This is a genomic window from Tellurirhabdus rosea (assembly GCF_026278345.1).
GTDB classification, from domain to species: Bacteria; Bacteroidota; Bacteroidia; order Cytophagales; family Spirosomataceae; genus Tellurirhabdus; species Tellurirhabdus rosea.
Genome location: NZ_CP111085.1, coordinates 25,092 through 40,717 on the forward strand (window position 1 = coordinate 25,092; position 15,626 = coordinate 40,717).

Genomic DNA, 15,626 nt, shown 5'->3' on the forward strand with positions numbered 1-15,626 from the left:
TCAGTCGGTCCGGTCGAAAAAAGCCAGCAGTTCCTCAGACACCCGCGCGGGTTCCTCGTGCTGAATCCAGTGCGTCGTATTCTCGAAGAATACCAGTTTTCCGTGATCACAGCGGGCAAGACTCGGCTCGGCCTGTTCTTTCAGCAGAAACGAATCACCCGTTCCCCAGAGCAGCAGCGTCGGGACGGTGATACGCTTTTCATGCTTTCCCGAAGGTCGCTTCTGAATCGCGGCCCTGTACCAGTGAATCATGGTCCGAATGGCCGGCTGGCCTCCGTGGCCGGGCTGCGCCCAGGCTTTGCGGTATTCGTTCAGGTCGGCTCTGGAAAAAGTGCCGGGACGGCTGGTGCCGCGCAGGGTCCGGGCAAAAAGCGAAAACTGGTCGCGGGCGGCCAGCCATTCGGGCAAGCCGGGTAACTGGAAAAAGAGGATGTACCAGCTCCGCACGGTCTGGCGCCAATGGGTCCTGACGAACCGGGCCATGACATCGGGGTGCGGCATGTTCAGGATGGCCAGTTTGTGCAACCGCTGCGGATAGTGCGCCGCCACCCACCAGGCCACGGCCCCACCCCAGTCGTGCCCGACGAGGAAGGCTTTCTCGACGCCCGCCGCGTTGATGAGTCCGGCAATGTCCGCCGCCAGCGTGTCGATGCGATAACTGTGGATACCCGGCGGTTTGTCGCTGAGGTTGTACCCCCGCTGGTCGGGTGCCCAAACCCGGTAACCGGCCGCCGCCAGCGCCTCGATCTGTTTGCGCCAGCCGTACCAGAATTCGGGGAAGCCATGCAGCAGAATCACCAGCGGCCCGTCGGCGGGTCCGGCCTCCATCAGGTGCAGTTTAATCGAGTTGGTGTCAATATACCGGGAGGTCATGCCTGAAGCCGTTTTCTGTAAAGTAAACGGACTTCTCCGGATTTGTTCTTAAAAAGCGGGCTTCCCGTACTTTTTCCAATAGGCTTCGGCAATCTTTTTTTCCGTGGCCCGGTCCGAAAAGAAGCGATGAATCACCAGCGGTTTAGGCAGTCCCCGGACGGCGGTCAGCAGCTCGTGGATCGCCTGCTCATCGTTTTCGTCCACAACTGGCAGATGGCGGTAGGCGATCTGATACGTTTGGAGCAATGCCCCTTCCTGCTGAATCCGCTTTTTGGCTTCGCTGTCGGAGCCGTCCATGGCGCAGACGACCTGTTTTACCCCGGCGGCCATCAGGTAACCCAGGTACTCTTCATCGGTCGGAAACGGGGTCAGATACACGTCATTGCCCAGCACGACCACCGGTCCCCGCTCAAAGTGATCAATTTCGCTCAGGCTCCGGGCCACTACGCCCCCGTCGGCATTTACCATCGTTCCGCCGCTTCCGGCAATGATCCGTTTCACGACGTTCACGCGATCCTTGCCGAGGTAGCAATGCACGTAATACCGGCCTTTGGGTTTGGCGGCGAGGTCGCGAATCTGCTTGATGGATGCCTCATTCTGGCTTACCCAGGGCAGCATGGGGATGCTGATAATGTCCAGCCCCACCTGCTTTCCGGCCTTTTTCTCCTCCTCCAGCAGCATTGGTTCAAACGGCGTAACGGCCGGATGCAGCAGGGAAATAACCCCCGCGTAGCCTTCTTTTTTTAGCTCGCCGAGCATTTGGGGCGTCGGATACGGACCGAACGTAAAAGCCTCATTCGAGGTATCCAGACTTCCGCCGGTTGTCCCGTTCAAAAATTCCGGATTCAGAAACAGCGCCAGCGACAAGACCGCAGCGGCCAGAGCACCCGCCGGAATTCCCCATTTCAGGCGCGGTCCCCGCGATTCCTCCGCCCTGCGAACGGCGCGGGTTGCCATCCGAAACGAAATGAAGAAAAAAAGCAACATGGCGAGCCGGACCAGCCAGTTTTCCGTCGATTCGGAAAAATCGTTATCCCGGGCAAAGGTGACGATCCAGCGGACGGGGCCCAGCAGCGTAAAGCAGCCGAGGGTAAAGCCGAGGCAAGCCCAGATAAAACCGAAATAAAGCAGTTGACGGGGGTTCTTCAGTTTTCTCATCTAGTTGACGACAGGGTCAGGGTACGAATTCACTCTGCCTTCAGACGGAGAGTACCAACAAAAAATGCTCCGCTTTTCCGTTGGGCGGTTCAATTTCAAAATATTTCCGGCGGGCCACAAAAAAGCCCCCGCCGGAAACGGCGGGGGCTTTTGCTATTAGTCGGTAATCCGATTATTTTACTTCTTCGTACGGCACATCCGAAACGTTTCCTTCGTTCGATTGGCCGGGCTGGCCGTTGCCGTTGGTGGGGCCTTGTCCGTTCGTCGGACCCCCGCCGTTGAAACCGGCACCACCCGTCGGATCGGCACCCGGCTGGGCACCGGCGGCGTACAGGTCCTGCGAAGCGGCATTCCAGGCGGCCGTGATGGCTTCCATGGCGCTGTCGATGGCGGCCACGTCGCGGCTGCCGTGGGCCGTCCGAAGCTGCGCCAGGGCGCTTTCGATGGCCTCTTTGTTGCCCGCCGACAGTTTGTCGCCGTATTCTTTCAGTTGCTTCTCCGTCTGGAAAACCATGGAGTCGGCCTGGTTGACCTTCTCGACCTTTTCCCGCTCGGCTTTATCGGCGGCTTCGTTGGCTTTCGCTTCCTGACGCATGCGCTCGATTTCGGCGTCGCTCAGACCGCTGGATGCCTCGATCCGGATTTTCTGCTCTTTGCTCGTGCCTTTGTCGCGGGCCGTCACGTGCAGGATGCCGTTGGCGTCGATGTCGAACGTAACTTCAACCTGCGGAATGCCCCGCGGCGCGGGCGGAATTCCGTCGAGGTGGAAGCGACCGAGGGAACGGTTCTGGGTCGCCATCGGACGTTCGCCCTGCAGAATGTGGATTTCCACGCTCGGCTGGTTGTCGGAGGCCGTCGAGAATGTTTCCGATTTCTTAGTCGGAATCGTCGTGTTGGCGTCGATCAGCTTCGTGAACACACCGCCCATTGTTTCGATACCCAGCGACAGCGGAATCACGTCGAGCAGCAGCACGTCCTTCACCTCACCGGTCAGAACGCCACCCTGTACAGCTGCACCAATGGCCACCGCTTCGTCGGGGTTTACGTTCTTGGACGGCTTTTTGCCGAACAGCTTTTCTACTTCTTCCTGCACTTTCGGAATCCGGGTTGAGCCACCGACCAGAATCACTTCGTCGATCTGGCTGGCCGACAGGCCGGAGTTTTTCAGCGCACGGCGGCACGGTTCCAGGCTCCGCTGCACCAGCGTATCGGCCAGCTGCTCGAACTTGGCGCGGCTCAGCGTACGGACAAGGTGCTTCGGAATACCGTTCACCGGCATGATGTACGGCAGGTTGATTTCGGTCGATGACGAGCTCGATAGCTCGATTTTGGCCTTTTCAGCCGCTTCTTTCAACCGCTGCAGGGCCATCGGGTCCTGCCGCAGGTCGATGTTTTCGTCGTTCTTGAACTCCTGAGCCAGCCAGTCGATGATCACCTGGTCGAAGTCGTCGCCACCCAGGTGCGTGTCGCCGTCGGTCGATTTTACTTCGAAAACGCCGTCGCCCAGTTCCAGAATCGAAATATCGAACGTACCGCCGCCGAGGTCAAAGACAGCGATGGTCATGTCCTTGTGCGTCTTGTCCAGACCGTAGGCCAGGGCTGCCGCCGTCGGCTCGTTGATGATTCGCTTGACGTCCAGACCGGCGATCTGACCGGCTTCTTTCGTTGCCTGGCGTTCGGCGTCGTTGAAGTACGCCGGAACGGTGATTACGGCTTCCGTTACGGTCTGGCCGAGGTAATCTTCTGCCGTCTGCTTCATTTTCTGCAGAATCAGCGCCGAGATTTCCTGCGGAGTATATTGGCGGTCTCCAATCCGGACGCGCGGCGTGTCGTTGGGGCCGCGTTCCACCGAGTAGGAGATCGTTTTCATTTCGTTCGTCGTCTCGTTGAAACGCTTGCCCATGAAGCGCTTGATCGAGGAGATTGTGTTCTTCGGGTTGGTGATGGCCTGACGTTTGGCCGGGTCACCGACTTTACGCTCGCCATTGCCATTATCCATAAATGCCACGACAGACGGGGTAGTCCGACGGCCTTCGCTGTTCGGGATTACCACCGGCTCGTTGCCTTCCATAACGGCTACGCACGAGTTGGTTGTTCCTAAGTCAATACCGATAATCTTTCCCATAATATTGGTTTGCTGAATGTCTAGGGTTATTGGTTATGCTGACATTACTTTCTTTTCTGCAAGGGATGTGCCACGGCCGGGAAAGATGCCTTTCTGTGACAGATTGGCAGAATTTGCTGACTGAATGGCTTTGCTTGTGGCCTGAGAACTGACAGGAAAAGAAGAAAAAGGAGGGCGAAAGGACAGATAGGAGAAGCGAAGCAAGGAGAAAGTCAGAGGAAAAAAGCCAGCGCGCTTTTTCTGATTCAGAGAAGCGTTTCGAAAGCCCCGCTGCGGCACAGTACCTGGTGTTAAAAGAATAGCCTCCCCGCCGCTTCTCCCGTCGCGTAGCGACCCAACGTTTGTAGCGCTGGAACAAATCGTCCTCCCGTCGCGTGGCGACCTGACGGTTTTGGTGACCAAAACCGTCAGGTCGCCACGCGACGAAACAACGGGCGGTAAAGCGTAATTACCTCGTTAACCTGCCGACGAAAAGGCGAGGCAAGCGTGGTAGCTCCAACCGTTTCCCTTTATTTTCCTCCGAAAAGTCCGCCGAGCATGCCGCCGAGACCGCCGCCGGACTGCTGGCTGTTGCCGCTGCTGCTGCCCCCGCCCATCATTCCACCGGCTACGCGCATGAGGTCGCCCATATCGAGTCGGCCGTCCGCCATGGCCGAGGAGGCCGCTCCCATCCAGTCGACGCCCTGCTTGCCGGTGGCGGCTCCCAGAATGTCGTTCTGGCTGACGCTTGGGTCGTTCGGGTCCTGGGCTTTGTTCATCAGTTTATTGAGAACCATAGGCACCACCACCGCCGCGATGGAGGTAGCGACCTGCGGCGAGATGCCCAGGCGCTGCATCAGGTTCTGCTGGACGTTCTGTTCTACCCCCTGCACCACCTGCGTCTGCTGGCCGCTGCCCTGTCCCATGACCATGCCCATCAGGCCGCCCAGGTTACCGCCCTGAGCCTGTTGCTGCAGGCCGCCGAAAATACCGTTCTGGATGGCTTCCAGCGCGACGTTGTTCTGCTCATTGGGAATTTCCGGGTTATTAATGACGGCATCGCCGGAACTCTGGCGGACCAGATTCATCAAAGTATCAAGCATACAAAAGGTTGGTTTGATGGTTGAAATAGAAATGAGTTGTTACTTTGCCTGACGCAAAAATCTTTGGAAAGTAACTATTACTTTTCTAACCACATTGCCGTCTTATTGTTAAAGAAGACAAAGACGCCATGTGTCATTACGCTTTCAGGATGAATACAAAGGAAAAAGACCAGGAAACGAACCTTTCAGCCCTGCTGGCCGATCTCTATTACCCGAGTGAGTCCGATGAGCCGATTGAATGGGTTGACTTTGCCGAACCGGCCGAAACGCCGCTGACCGCCGACTCGCTGAAAGCGCTGGTCAAAGCCGATCCGGCCGCCAGGGTAGAAGAACGGACTGAAGAGGATTTCTGGCCTCCGCTGGTTGAGGAGCAGGACTGGTACGAGGAAGAGGAAAAAGCGACCGTCGAACGGTTCAAGGCGCTGCGCGAGAAGATAAACCGGCACCTGACCTGCCGTCAGGTTTTTCGCGTGGGAGAAACGGAAGTTGATCTATACCTGCTGGGTCGCAACGAAAAAGGCCACTGGGCCGGACTAAAGACAATGGTGGTCGAGACGTAGGCCGGTGGAGCCCGAAAATGAAAAAGTCCCGGCCAAGGCCGGGACTTTTTGCTTATTTCACTGTTTCAACGACTGCCTTGAATGCTTCCGGGTGGTTAGCGGCCAGGTCAGCCAGAACTTTTCTGTTCAACTCAATGCCGGAGGCATGCAGTTTACCGATGAACGCAGAGTACGAAAGACCATGCTCGCGCGCTCCGGCGTTGATCCGCTGAATCCAGAGACCACGGAAGTCCCGCTTCTTCTGGCGGCGGTCACGGAATGAATAAACAAGCCCTTTTTCGACGGCGTTTTTAGCGACCGTCCAGACATTTTTACGGCGACCAAAGTACCCTTTGGCCAGCTTCATGATTTTTTTGCGACGTGCCCGCGAGGCGACGTGATTTACTGAACGTGGCATTGTAAAAAGTTGTGTTTTTTGACGCCAGCGACAGGGTCAATTAAAAATTAAGAATTAAAAATGAAAAGTATTGACCTTACGACCTGTCTTCAATTTTTAACTTTTAACTTTTAATTTTTAACTGTTCTTGGGTGCTGGTTGTCGGGTGAAACGAGGTAACCAGAAAAATTTTAGCGACTATTGCAGGCCGAGCATAACTTTAACCCGACGCTCGTCGCCCGTGAATACCAGTGCGTTGTGCACCAGATTCCGCTTCCGCTTGGTCGACTTCTTGGTCAGGATGTGGCTATGAAAAGCGTGCTTCCGCTTAATCTTGCCGGTGCCCGTCAGCTGAAAGCGCTTTTTGGCACCTGAGTTGGTTTTTACTTTGGGCATTGGTTTATGCAGAAAAAAGTGAAACAGGGTGCAAAGATAACAAAAAGAAGGAAAGGGAGAAAGGACGCACCGGAGAAAAGGGCATAAACTTCCCTCCTCTCGTTTCATCCTTCCTCCCTCTCCTTCCCGGATTGGTTATTTCTTCGCGGCTACCACTTTCGGGGCGAGGAACATGGACATCCGCTTTCCTTCCAGTTTGGGCTCGGCCTCTACTTTGCCGTGCTCTTCCAGACCTTCCGCAAAACGCTTGAGCAGTTCGACCCCGCGCTCTTTGAAGACGATGGAGCGGCCGACAAACTGGACGTATGCCTTTACCTTGGCTCCTTCTTTCAGAAAACTGATGGCGTGCTTAAGTTTAAAATCGAAGTCGTGGTCGTCTGTGTTGGGACCGAAACGAATCTCCTTGATGACGACTTTCTGTGCCTTTGCCTTGATTTCCTTCTGCTTCTTCTTCTGTTCGTACTTGAACTTGGAATAGTCAACGACGCGGCAAACGGGCGGAACAGCATTGGGGGAAATTTCAACCAGGTCCAACTGCATCGAACGGGCAATTTCCAGCGCCTGCTGAATATCATATACGCCCTGTTCTACGTTTTCGCCGACCACGCGCACCTGCTTGGCCTGAATGCGTTGGTTAATCCGGTAAGGTTCTTCGACCACGCGCGGTGGGCGCATTGGTCTACGCTGTAATGCCATAGATGTTGTTTAGAGTTGTATAATGCGTTACTTGGCTATAACGTAACGGTTTTTTAAAAGTTTCGGGGAAAGTAGGAAAAGAATGCTTCAAGGGCAAGAGGAGGCAATTAAAAATTAAAAGTTAAAAGTTAAAAGTAGGGCTCCGCCTATTCAGGGACCTTGCCCGGCGGAGCCCTACTTTTAACTTTTAACTTTTAATTTTTAACTCTTTCAAGGTTTAACCTGCTCCTGGAACATGGCGATGAATTCGTTCAGGGAGAGGGCACCGAGGTCGCCTTCGCCTTTGCGGCGGACGGACACCTTGCCTTCGCTCTGTTCCTTGTCGCCGATGATGAGCATGAACGGCACTTTGCTGACTTCCGCATCCCGGATCTTCCGGCCGATTTTCTCATCGCGCAGGTCAACGTAGCCGCGAATGTCCTGCTCCTGAAGCGTCAGGAACACGTCGTTGGCATAGTCTTCGTATTTCTCCGAGATCGGCAGCACGGCAATCTGGTCGGGTGAGAGCCAGAGCGGGAAATTCCCGGCCGTGTTTTCGATCAGAATCGCGATGAAACGTTCCATCGAACCGAACGGCGCCCGGTGAATCATCACGGGCCGGTGCTTCTGGTTGTCGGCGCCGGTATATTCGAGTTCGAAGCGGTTCGGCAGGTTGTAATCCACCTGAATCGTTCCGAGCTGCCACTTCCGGCCGAGGGCGTCTTTCACCATGAAGTCCAGTTTCGGACCGTAGAAGGCGGCTTCACCCAGTTCGGTTACCGTCGGCAAACCTTTTTCCTCCGCCGCCTCGATGATGGCGGATTCGGCTTTTTCCCACAAGTCGTCGGAGCCGATGTACTTGGCCTTGTTCTCCGGGTCCCGCAGCGAAATCTGGGCGCTGTAATCGTTGAAGCCCAGCGACTTGAACACGTACAACACCAGGTCGATCACTTTCTTGAACTCGTCCTTCACCTGGTCGGGGCGGCAGAAGATGTGCGCGTCGTCCTGCGTAAAGCCGCGAACGCGCGTCAGCCCGTGCAGTTCGCCCGACTGTTCGTAGCGGTACACCGTTCCGAATTCGGCCAGCCGCAGCGGCAGGTCGCGGTACGAGCGCGGCCGCGATTTGTAGATTTCGCAGTGGTGCGGGCAGTTCATCGGCTTCAGCATGAACAGTTCGCCTTCGTCCGGCGTCTTGATCGGCTGGAAGGAATCTTCGCCGTATTTATCCCAGTGGCCCGACGTTTCGTACAGGCTTTTGCTGCCGATATGCGGCGTTACGACCGGCGAGTACCCGGCCCGCACCTGCGCCCGGCGCAGGAAATTTTCAAGCCGCTCGCGGATCAGCGCCCCTTTGGGCAGCCATAGCGGCAGGCCCTGGCCCACTTTCTCGGAGAAAGTGAACAGGTCCAGTTCTTTGCCCAGCTTGCGGTGGTCGCGTTTTTTGGCTTCTTCGAGCAGATACAGGTACTCGTCGAGTTCCTTCTGTTTCGGGAACGTGACGGCGTAGATGCGGGTCAGCATCTTGTTCTTTTCGTCGCCGCGCCAGTACGCGCCGGCCACGTTCATCAGCTTGGCGGCCTTTATAAAGCCCGTGTTCGGAATGTGCGGACCGCGGCAAAGGTCCGTGAAGCCGCCCTGGGTGTAGAACGTGATGTTGCCGTCTTCGAGGTCCTGAAGCAGCTCGATCTTGTACGGATCGCCTTTTTCCTCGAAATAGGCAATAGCTTCGGCTTTCGGGACCGGCTGGCGGACGTATTCGTTCTTCTGACGGGCCAGTTCCAGCATTTTGTCCTCCACTTTTTTGAAGTCCTCCTGCGAGAAATGCTGTCCGTTCAGGTCCACGTCGTAGTAAAAGCCCTTTTCGACCGGCGGGCCGATGGCGAATTTCACCCCCGGATAGAGGCTTTCGAGCGCCTCGGCCATCAGGTGGGCCGATGAGTGCCAGAACGTCGCTTTTCCCTGTGGATCGTTCCACGTGAGCAGGGTGACGGTGGCATCTTCGGTGATGGGGCGTGTGGCGTCCTGTACGGTACCGTTCACGCTGGCGGCCAGAACGTTCCGGGCCAATCCCTCGCTGATGCTGGCGGCAATTTCCAGGCTCGTCACGCCGCTGGGAAACTCTCGTACGCTCCCGTCGGGCAGCGTAATGCGAATTTGGTCACTCATAATCCAGTTTATTGTTTACGGGTTATGGTTCAGGGTTAAAAAGTGGGCGCAGGAAAAAGTGTCCCGCACTAACCTTCAAACCTTCTGAACGATGAATTAATTTCGGGTTGAATCGTTCGACACGCTGAAACGCGAACGGGGCTGTATCGTCCGGATACGCACCCGGGTCGTATCGAGCACCGAACCGGGTCGGGTCGGGGTTTCTTCCTCTTTGGTAAATTCTTCGGGCTGCGTGTTTCCTCCGTAATAGCCGTACTGTTTCCGCTGCACCCGCCACAAACCCGAACGAACCTGGTAATCATACGGATTTAACTCCGATTCCTTCGTCAGGAGTTCCAGCGCCCGGTCCAGCTGCCCGGTGTATTCCAGCGCGACGGCCAGATACAGGTTGACCCGCGGATAATCCGGTTTGCCCCGGGCGACCTCTTCAAAATGGCGCAGGGCCTGCCCGAAGGCTTTGTATTTCAGGTACACCAGCCCCAGCTGAAAATGAGCGGCGTACAGATCGGGCTGAAGCTGAATAGCCCGCTGGTAGTACCGCGCAGCGCTGTCGAGCTGGTAACCTCGGTGGTAGATCAGACCCCGGCCGTGGTACAGCTGGGCGTTCTGGGGAAAGTACGTAATGGCCCGCTGGTTGTAGTTCAGCGCCGTCTGCAAATCGCCCAGAGCCGTATAAATCGAGGTTAGCTGCGTGTAGGTGTCCAGGTAACGCGGTTTCAGCGAAAGAGCCCGGGCGTACTGGTTCAGCGCCCGGACGGTATCTCCCTGACGGGCCGCCACCAGGCCGTTGAAATGAAACGCTTCGCCTTCGTAGGGAGCCATCTGAAGCACTTTGGCCAGATAAAGCCGGGCCCGGTCGAACTGCTTTTTCTGCTGGAGCAAATCGCCCATCACGACGTACAGCTCGGGCGTGTTCACGCCCAGACCTTCTGCCCGCTGGGCGCTTTCCAGCGCATCGTCCAGCTTATGCTGCCCCCGGAGAATCTGCGCCTTGATAAGGTGATACCGGCCCACATCGTCATCCCGGTCCAGCGCCTCGTCGATGTCCGACAGGGCTTCGTTGAGGCGTCCGTTTTCCAGAAACAGGGCCGCCCGGCGGGCGTAGGCCGAAGCCGGGGCGTTGCGGTTGATGGCCCGGGTGAGGGCTTCCAGCGCCTTCTGGTTCCGGATTTCGGCCGAATTGCCGGGCACAAGCGGAATCCGGGCCTGCCGCCGGGCGTCGTCGTCACAACCCGTCAGCAGCCCTGCTGCCAGTAAACTCCCGAGAAAAAACAGCCGACCCTTGCTCATGTACTCAAAAACGAGCCCAAATATACGTGTTACAGGGAAGAAAAACGATAAAAAACCCCCAGCGGTAGCCGTTTCCCGAACGAATCCGGCAGGTATAACTCACCGTATTCGGTATTGGGCCGCGGGCCGAAATGAGCCCGCATCAGATTCTCCAGAATCAGGGCCGAAAAGCCCAGCGAGTACAGGTTGATAATCAGGAAAAAATGCTCTTTGTCAAGCAACTGGGCACAGGTGCGCAGCAGTTCGTTCAGATGTTCTTCCAGCAGCCACTTTTCCCCGTCCGGCCCCCGCCCGTAGGCCGGTGGGTCCAGAATGAGACCGTGGTAGGTGTTTCCCCGGCGCTCTTCCCGCCGGACAAATTTCATGGCGTCTTCGACCACCCAGCGGATGTTGTCCAGTCCGCTGGCTTCCATATTTTCCCGCGACCAGGTGATGACCTGCTTAACGGCATCCACATGGGTCACCTCCGCCCCTGCCTGCCGCGCGGCCAGCGACGCCGCTCCGGTATAGGCGAACAGGTTCAGCACTTTCGGCCGCTCGACCGGCACCGCTTTCACTTTATCGTAAATGTACGACCAGTTGGCGCCCTGCTCGGGAAAGATTCCGACATGTTTGAAGGACGAGAGCGACAGCTTGAAGGACAAATCGAGTCCTCCCTGCCGGAACGGGACAAACCAGCGGTCGTTCATGCCCGGCCGGGTTTCCCACTGGCCTTTTTCCTGCGACCCTTTGTCGCGGCGGAAAACGGCTTTGGCCCGGCCCTGCCATTCTTCTTTCGATAACGATTTATCCCAGATCGCCTGGGGTTCCGGCCGGCTCAGCACGTACGGCCCGAAGCGTTCCAGTTTTTCGAACCCGCCGGTGTCGATCAGTTCGTATTCCGTCCAGGCCGGCGGGGCCATGAGTTGTAAGTGCATAGTAATCGGTTAACGTTCGTGGTTGGGGAGAGGGTTTAAAGTTTATGGTTTAGAGTTTATGGTTGCTCCGCCTCAATCAAAACCGTGTAAAGAGGCGGAGCAACTATAAACTCTAAACCATAAACTCTAAACCCTACTCCCCAACCATGAACTAAATTATTTTCCCATCGCCAGGATACATTCAAATTCATCCGGACGGATGGGCATGACCGACAGCCTGGACTGCCGGATCAGGGAGAGATTCGCCAACAGAGGTTCGGCTTTCAGTTGATTCAGGGTTACGGGGCGCGCCAGCGGCATCACCGGCACGAGTTCGACGACGACCCAGCGGTTCGGCACTTCCGTAACGGTTGGGTCCGGGTAAGCCTCGCGGCTGACTTTGGCCAGCCCCACGACTTCCTTGCCTTCGACGCTATGGTAGAAAAGCACCGAATCGCCGGTCCGCATCGCCATCAGGTTATTCCGTGCCTGGTAGTTCCGGACCCCGTCCCAGACCGCCCGCCCTTCGCGAACGAACCGGCTCCAGGAGTAAGCATCCGGTTCCGATTTTACAAGCCAATAACTCATACAAGCAGGTGGGAAATGGTTAATAGATGGTTGAATGGCTGGATGGTTACTTTGCTGCTTAACCATCTAACCATTCAGCCATTCAACCTATCAATCAATAATTATCGTCGTAATCATCCGCGTACCGGGAGCCGTACTGGTCCTCCGGTTCTTCGCTGCGGCCGGCGCCTTTGAAGAAAAGGGCTTTTTTGATGAGAGAAATCTGCCCGGCATGGTAGGTATCGTGGTGGATAATGCCGTGCAGCATGTCATAATAGGTATAGTCCCGGCCGGGAACGATGTCTTCAAGGAATTCATCGTCGTCGCGCTTGTCGAGTTCGTTGACCAGTTCTTCCTGACTGAGACTCAGTTCCATCTGGAGGGCCTCCCACTCAAATTCATCCATCTGCGGAAGCGAGCCGAAGTTCTTTTCCGGAGATTTGATGTCAAAATCCTTGTCGCCCTGCATCTTTTTGACGCAGAAAATCCGCCAGCTTGTCATGTGAAACACCAGTTCCGCGATGGAGTGCGTGTTGGGCGTGACGCGTCGGCCGGCCATGTCCGGTGTGACGCCCCGCAGCACCTCCACTACAGAGGGGCCATGCCATGCCTCCTCCCCTTCATAGGTTGTATTGAGGAGGTCTATGATGCGGATCAGTTCGTCGTTCTGTACCATATGTCGTGTTGTTCGAATAATCAGGAAGCACAAAGGTACGATTCTGAACGCAGGTTTCTATCAGGCTGTTTTCAGGATACGATGCAACCGCCTTCCGACCTTATTTTGCCAGACAAGAAAAAGAGGACCTACCCGGATGGACAGCCGGGCTTTCCCGCCCTTTTGGGGAAAGCATTAAACGACAGGTATTCCATTTTTTCGAATGACCAGCGGCGCTTTTTCCGCCCGAACCACAAGGATTTATCGGTTCGCCCCTGCAGCCTCCCTTCCTGCCACGTACGAGGAGTGATTTGTTATTTTCCTAAAATAATCAACCTTCAAGTGCCCCGGTTTTTGCCGCTTGATAAATCAGTAAAGTTTTAGCGGGCAGAAACTTTGGTATTCTTGCAAAAGGATTTAACGAACATATACTTTTTAAATTATTTCATTTTCATATAAGTATTTATACTAAAATATTTTCATATTTGTCAGACAATTGGCAGAGCCAGTTTTCCAGCCTGTTGTACGCCTCTCAACAACACCAACCTGTAGTGCCGGAATGCTACCGAAACAGCAATCTGACGAAGAACTGGTACGCCAGTATATCGACACCAACCGCAACGACCTATTCGAGCAGTTGTATAACCGTTATGTCAATAAGGTATACCGCCGCTGTCTGTCCATCACGAAAGATCCCGTGGTGGCTGAAGACTATACCCAGGATATTTTCATTAAGGCAATGACCAACCTGAAAGGGTTTAAGGAACGGTCGTCGTTCTCGACCTGGCTGTATACCGTTTCGTCGAACTATTGCATGGACCAGCTAAAATACCGCCAGCGGCTGCATACGGTGAATTACAATCCAGAGATTACGCCCGATATGCAGGACTCCTCGGAAGCCATTGACATGGAAGAGCAGATTCAAGCCGTCAACCATACCCTGACGAGCCTGACCGAGGAGGAACTGGAAGTAATCCGGCTGAAGTATTACGAAGGTCTGGAGGTGAAAGACATTGCCGCCAGACTCGGGCAGTCGGAAAGCGCCGTGAAGATGCGTCTGAAACGCACGCGGGATAAGCTGAAGAAACAACTGGAGGACTTTCGGATGAATTAAGTCCGCTCGATGTCCGCACACCCTTCCTGCCATCACTCCTTTTTTAACACGCTGATGTTCCCGCTGCTCTCGATGTAGCATTCCTTCACGCTGGCGGGGTCGTCTACGCCCTGCTCGCGCAGCATGCCTCTTAATTCCTCTTCATGCAAAAACTCTTTGCGCATGTTGTGCTGGAGCATCCGGCCGTCTTTGATCAGCAGGACGGGGTCCGGTGAGTTCAGCTTGCGAATCACCAGGGTTTTCATGCCCAGATAATCCAGAAGAAAATTCCAGAACACGAGCGTCCCGACCAGCACCAGCCCTTCCGTAACGGACTCGTAGCTATGGGCCATCGAATTCTGCGCGGCGTCGGCAATCAGGGTAACGAGCAGCAGGTCCGTAATCCCGGCCTGGCTGGCCCCTCGTCGGAAAACACGCAGGTACAACAGGCAGAACCAATAGGTCAGCGTACCCCGCACGACCATCTCAAACACGGAAGTAGACGGGACCAGCAGGGTCTCCCAATCGACATTTACTATTTTGTTCATGGCGGATTTTCTTTTTTTATCATAAAACCATCCCCCATTTTTGCAGTTCGTCAGCCTAACTGAAACTGAGTCTATGAACGAAGTCCTTCCTGCTATCTTACCGCCCGACCGGGCCATTTTCCCCGCCATTGAACAGAAAATCAACCTGAAAACAAAACCGGTCGGGGCGCTCGGCCGTCTGGAGAAACTGGCCGCCCAGGTGGCCCTGATCCAGCAGAGCGAGACTCCCGAACTGACGAATCCGCACGTGCTTGTGTTTGCCGGAGACCACGGTCTGGCGGCCGAAGGCGTCAGCGCCTACCCGGCCGAAGTGACGTACCAGATGGTGCAGAACTTCATTGCGGGCGGCGCGGCCATCAACGTGTTCTGTCGGCAGAACGGCCTTAACCTGCTGGTCTGCGACGTGGGCGTCAACGGTACGTTTGCCGAAAACACGGAGACGTTTGTCAAGTTCAAAATCCGGCCCGGCACCCGGAACATGCGGCAGGAACCCGCCATGACGGCCGATGAATGCGGGGCGGCGATGGACGCCGGCCGCACGCTGGTCAACGGGGTGGCCTACCGGGGCTGCAACGTCGTCGGGCTGGGCGAAATGGGCATCGGCAACACGGCCGCCGCCACTCTCCTGATGCACCGGATCACGGGGCTTCCGCTGGCCGACTGCGTCGGCCGCGGCACGGGACTCGACGATGCCGGACTGGGTCGCAAACTGGCTATTCTGGAGGAAGTTTCCGCCCGATATCGTTCGCTCACCGACCCGCTTGACCTGCTGGCCGCGATGGGCGGCTTTGAACTGGCGGCGATGGTGGGGGCTTATCTGCAGGCCGCCGAAAACGGGATGGTGATTCTGGCCGATGGCTTCATTGCCACCGCGGCGCTGCTGATTGCGCACAAACTGGCCCCGGCCGTGCTGGAGTACTGCGTTTTTAGCCACCAGTCCGACGAACAGGGTCACGCGGCCATGCTGAACTACCTCGGCGTTTCGCCGCTGCTGACCCTGGGTCTGCGGCTGGGCGAAGGAACGGGCTGTGCGCTGGCCTATCCGCTGCTGGCTTCGGCCGTGGCGATGCTCAACGACATGGCTTCGTTTGCGTCGGCGGGGATTAGTCAGAAGGAAGAAAACCGTTAAAGCGGTTTCCCTGCGGGCATCCCCAACCATTTCCACC

16 protein-coding genes are annotated in these 15,626 nt (G+C 56.1%); 3 read left to right on the forward strand and 13 right to left on the reverse strand.

The window, feature by feature from the left end:
• From ORG26_RS00110 to ORG26_RS00125, 4 genes are all read right to left on the reverse strand, one after another.
• Window positions 1–873 (reverse strand): alpha/beta fold hydrolase, encoded by an 873-nt coding sequence (locus tag ORG26_RS00110; RefSeq protein WP_323134327.1) that lies wholly within the window; start codon window positions 871–873, stop codon window positions 1–3.
• Between the two features lie 48 nt (window positions 874–921).
• Window positions 922–2,031, reverse strand: a complete 1,110-nt coding sequence (locus ORG26_RS00115) for a hypothetical protein (protein ID WP_266366192.1) — start codon at window positions 2,029–2,031, stop codon at window positions 922–924.
• A 172-nt stretch (window positions 2,032–2,203) separates the two neighbouring features.
• On the reverse strand, window positions 2,204–4,156 hold the full coding sequence (gene dnaK, locus ORG26_RS00120) for a molecular chaperone DnaK (protein ID WP_266366194.1): 1,953 nt from the start codon (window positions 4,154–4,156) through the stop codon (window positions 2,204–2,206).
• A 509-nt stretch (window positions 4,157–4,665) separates the two neighbouring features.
• The gene (locus ORG26_RS00125) at window positions 4,666–5,238 is read right to left on the reverse strand and encodes a hypothetical protein (RefSeq protein ID WP_266366196.1); all 573 of its coding nucleotides are present in this window, start codon (window positions 5,236–5,238) and stop codon (window positions 4,666–4,668) included.
• A gap of 149 nt (window positions 5,239–5,387) precedes the next feature.
• Here ORG26_RS00125 and ORG26_RS00130 point away from each other — a divergent pair, with 149 nt between their 5' ends.
• The gene (locus ORG26_RS00130; protein WP_266366198.1) at window positions 5,388–5,798 is read left to right on the forward strand and encodes a nuclease A inhibitor family protein; all 411 of its coding nucleotides are present in this window, start codon (window positions 5,388–5,390) and stop codon (window positions 5,796–5,798) included.
• Window positions 5,799–5,850: 52 nt separating this feature from the next.
• On the opposite strand, the gene rplT is transcribed toward ORG26_RS00130, so the two are convergent.
• The 8 genes from rplT to ORG26_RS00170 all read right to left on the reverse strand — a co-directional run bounded on the left by rplT (window position 5,851) and on the right by ORG26_RS00170 (window position 12,840).
• The gene (gene rplT, locus ORG26_RS00135) at window positions 5,851–6,195 is read right to left on the reverse strand and encodes a 50S ribosomal protein L20 (protein WP_266366199.1); all 345 of its coding nucleotides are present in this window, start codon (window positions 6,193–6,195) and stop codon (window positions 5,851–5,853) included.
• Between the two features lie 177 nt (window positions 6,196–6,372).
• The gene (gene rpmI / locus ORG26_RS00140) at window positions 6,373–6,570 is read right to left on the reverse strand and encodes a 50S ribosomal protein L35 (protein WP_266366201.1); all 198 of its coding nucleotides are present in this window, start codon (window positions 6,568–6,570) and stop codon (window positions 6,373–6,375) included.
• A gap of 135 nt (window positions 6,571–6,705) precedes the next feature.
• Window positions 6,706–7,266, reverse strand: a complete 561-nt coding sequence (gene infC / locus ORG26_RS00145) for a translation initiation factor IF-3 (RefSeq protein ID WP_266366203.1) — start codon at window positions 7,264–7,266, stop codon at window positions 6,706–6,708.
• Between the two features lie 210 nt (window positions 7,267–7,476).
• The gene (gene thrS / locus ORG26_RS00150) at window positions 7,477–9,411 is read right to left on the reverse strand and encodes a threonine--tRNA ligase (protein ID WP_266366205.1); all 1,935 of its coding nucleotides are present in this window, start codon (window positions 9,409–9,411) and stop codon (window positions 7,477–7,479) included.
• A 96-nt stretch (window positions 9,412–9,507) separates the two neighbouring features.
• On the reverse strand, window positions 9,508–10,701 hold the full coding sequence (locus ORG26_RS00155; RefSeq protein WP_266366207.1) for a tetratricopeptide repeat protein: 1,194 nt from the start codon (window positions 10,699–10,701) through the stop codon (window positions 9,508–9,510).
• 29 nt (window positions 10,702–10,730) lie between these two features.
• Window positions 10,731–11,618: a class I SAM-dependent methyltransferase gene (locus tag ORG26_RS00160; RefSeq protein WP_266366209.1), complete on the reverse strand. Its 888-nt coding sequence runs from the start codon at window positions 11,616–11,618 to the stop codon at window positions 10,731–10,733.
• 156 nt (window positions 11,619–11,774) lie between these two features.
• Complete coding sequence (locus tag ORG26_RS00165; protein WP_266366211.1) at window positions 11,775–12,185, reverse strand: EVE domain-containing protein; 411 nt, start codon at window positions 12,183–12,185, stop codon at window positions 11,775–11,777.
• A gap of 94 nt (window positions 12,186–12,279) precedes the next feature.
• The gene (locus tag ORG26_RS00170) at window positions 12,280–12,840 is read right to left on the reverse strand and encodes a DinB family protein (protein ID WP_266366213.1); all 561 of its coding nucleotides are present in this window, start codon (window positions 12,838–12,840) and stop codon (window positions 12,280–12,282) included.
• Between the two features lie 538 nt (window positions 12,841–13,378).
• Here ORG26_RS00170 and ORG26_RS00175 point away from each other — a divergent pair.
• Window positions 13,379–13,933 carry an RNA polymerase sigma factor gene (locus ORG26_RS00175; RefSeq protein ID WP_266366215.1) on the forward strand — a complete coding sequence of 185 codons (555 nt, stop codon included), beginning with the start codon at window positions 13,379–13,381 and terminating at the stop codon, window positions 13,931–13,933.
• 32 nt (window positions 13,934–13,965) lie between these two features.
• On the opposite strand, the gene ORG26_RS00180 is transcribed toward ORG26_RS00175, so the two are convergent.
• The gene (locus ORG26_RS00180) at window positions 13,966–14,460 is read right to left on the reverse strand and encodes a DUF421 domain-containing protein (RefSeq protein WP_266366217.1); all 495 of its coding nucleotides are present in this window, start codon (window positions 14,458–14,460) and stop codon (window positions 13,966–13,968) included.
• 73 nt (window positions 14,461–14,533) lie between these two features.
• Between ORG26_RS00180 and cobT the strand changes: the two genes are divergently transcribed.
• Entirely contained in the window at window positions 14,534–15,589 is a 1,056-nt protein-coding gene (gene cobT / locus ORG26_RS00185; protein WP_266366219.1) for a nicotinate-nucleotide--dimethylbenzimidazole phosphoribosyltransferase, read from the forward strand.
• The last annotated feature ends 37 nt before the right edge of the window (window positions 15,590–15,626 follow it).

What these genes read in the sequence shown, in the direction of transcription:
- rplT (WP_266366199.1), bottom strand. Translation starts at nt 6,195, where the DNA reads ATGCCACGTTCAGTAAATCACGTCGCCTCGCGGGCACGTCGCAAAAAA.
- rpmI (WP_266366201.1), bottom strand. Translation starts at nt 6,570, where the DNA reads ATGCCCAAAGTAAAAACCAACTCAGGTGCCAAAAAGCGCTTTCAGCTG.
- ORG26_RS00160 (WP_266366209.1), bottom strand. Translation starts at nt 11,618, where the DNA reads ATGCACTTACAACTCATGGCCCCGCCGGCCTGGACGGAATACGAACTG.
- dnaK (WP_266366194.1), bottom strand. Translation starts at nt 4,156, where the DNA reads ATGGGAAAGATTATCGGTATTGACTTAGGAACAACCAACTCGTGCGTA.
- ORG26_RS00155 (WP_266366207.1), bottom strand. Translation starts at nt 10,701, where the DNA reads ATGAGCAAGGGTCGGCTGTTTTTTCTCGGGAGTTTACTGGCAGCAGGG.
- ORG26_RS00180 (WP_266366217.1), bottom strand. Translation starts at nt 14,460, where the DNA reads ATGAACAAAATAGTAAATGTCGATTGGGAGACCCTGCTGGTCCCGTCT.
- ORG26_RS00115 (WP_266366192.1), bottom strand. Translation starts at nt 2,031, where the DNA reads ATGAGAAAACTGAAGAACCCCCGTCAACTGCTTTATTTCGGTTTTATC.
- cobT (WP_266366219.1), top strand. Translation starts at nt 14,534, where the DNA reads ATGAACGAAGTCCTTCCTGCTATCTTACCGCCCGACCGGGCCATTTTC.
- ORG26_RS00125 (WP_266366196.1), bottom strand. Translation starts at nt 5,238, where the DNA reads ATGCTTGATACTTTGATGAATCTGGTCCGCCAGAGTTCCGGCGATGCC.
- ORG26_RS00165 (WP_266366211.1), bottom strand. Translation starts at nt 12,185, where the DNA reads ATGAGTTATTGGCTTGTAAAATCGGAACCGGATGCTTACTCCTGGAGC.
- ORG26_RS00130 (WP_266366198.1), top strand. Translation starts at nt 5,388, where the DNA reads ATGAATACAAAGGAAAAAGACCAGGAAACGAACCTTTCAGCCCTGCTG.
- infC (WP_266366203.1), bottom strand. Translation starts at nt 7,266, where the DNA reads ATGGCATTACAGCGTAGACCAATGCGCCCACCGCGCGTGGTCGAAGAA.
- thrS (WP_266366205.1), bottom strand. Translation starts at nt 9,411, where the DNA reads ATGAGTGACCAAATTCGCATTACGCTGCCCGACGGGAGCGTACGAGAG.
- ORG26_RS00175 (WP_266366215.1), top strand. Translation starts at nt 13,379, where the DNA reads ATGCTACCGAAACAGCAATCTGACGAAGAACTGGTACGCCAGTATATC.
- ORG26_RS00110 (WP_323134327.1), bottom strand. Translation starts at nt 873, where the DNA reads ATGACCTCCCGGTATATTGACACCAACTCGATTAAACTGCACCTGATG.
- ORG26_RS00170 (WP_266366213.1), bottom strand. Translation starts at nt 12,840, where the DNA reads ATGGTACAGAACGACGAACTGATCCGCATCATAGACCTCCTCAATACA.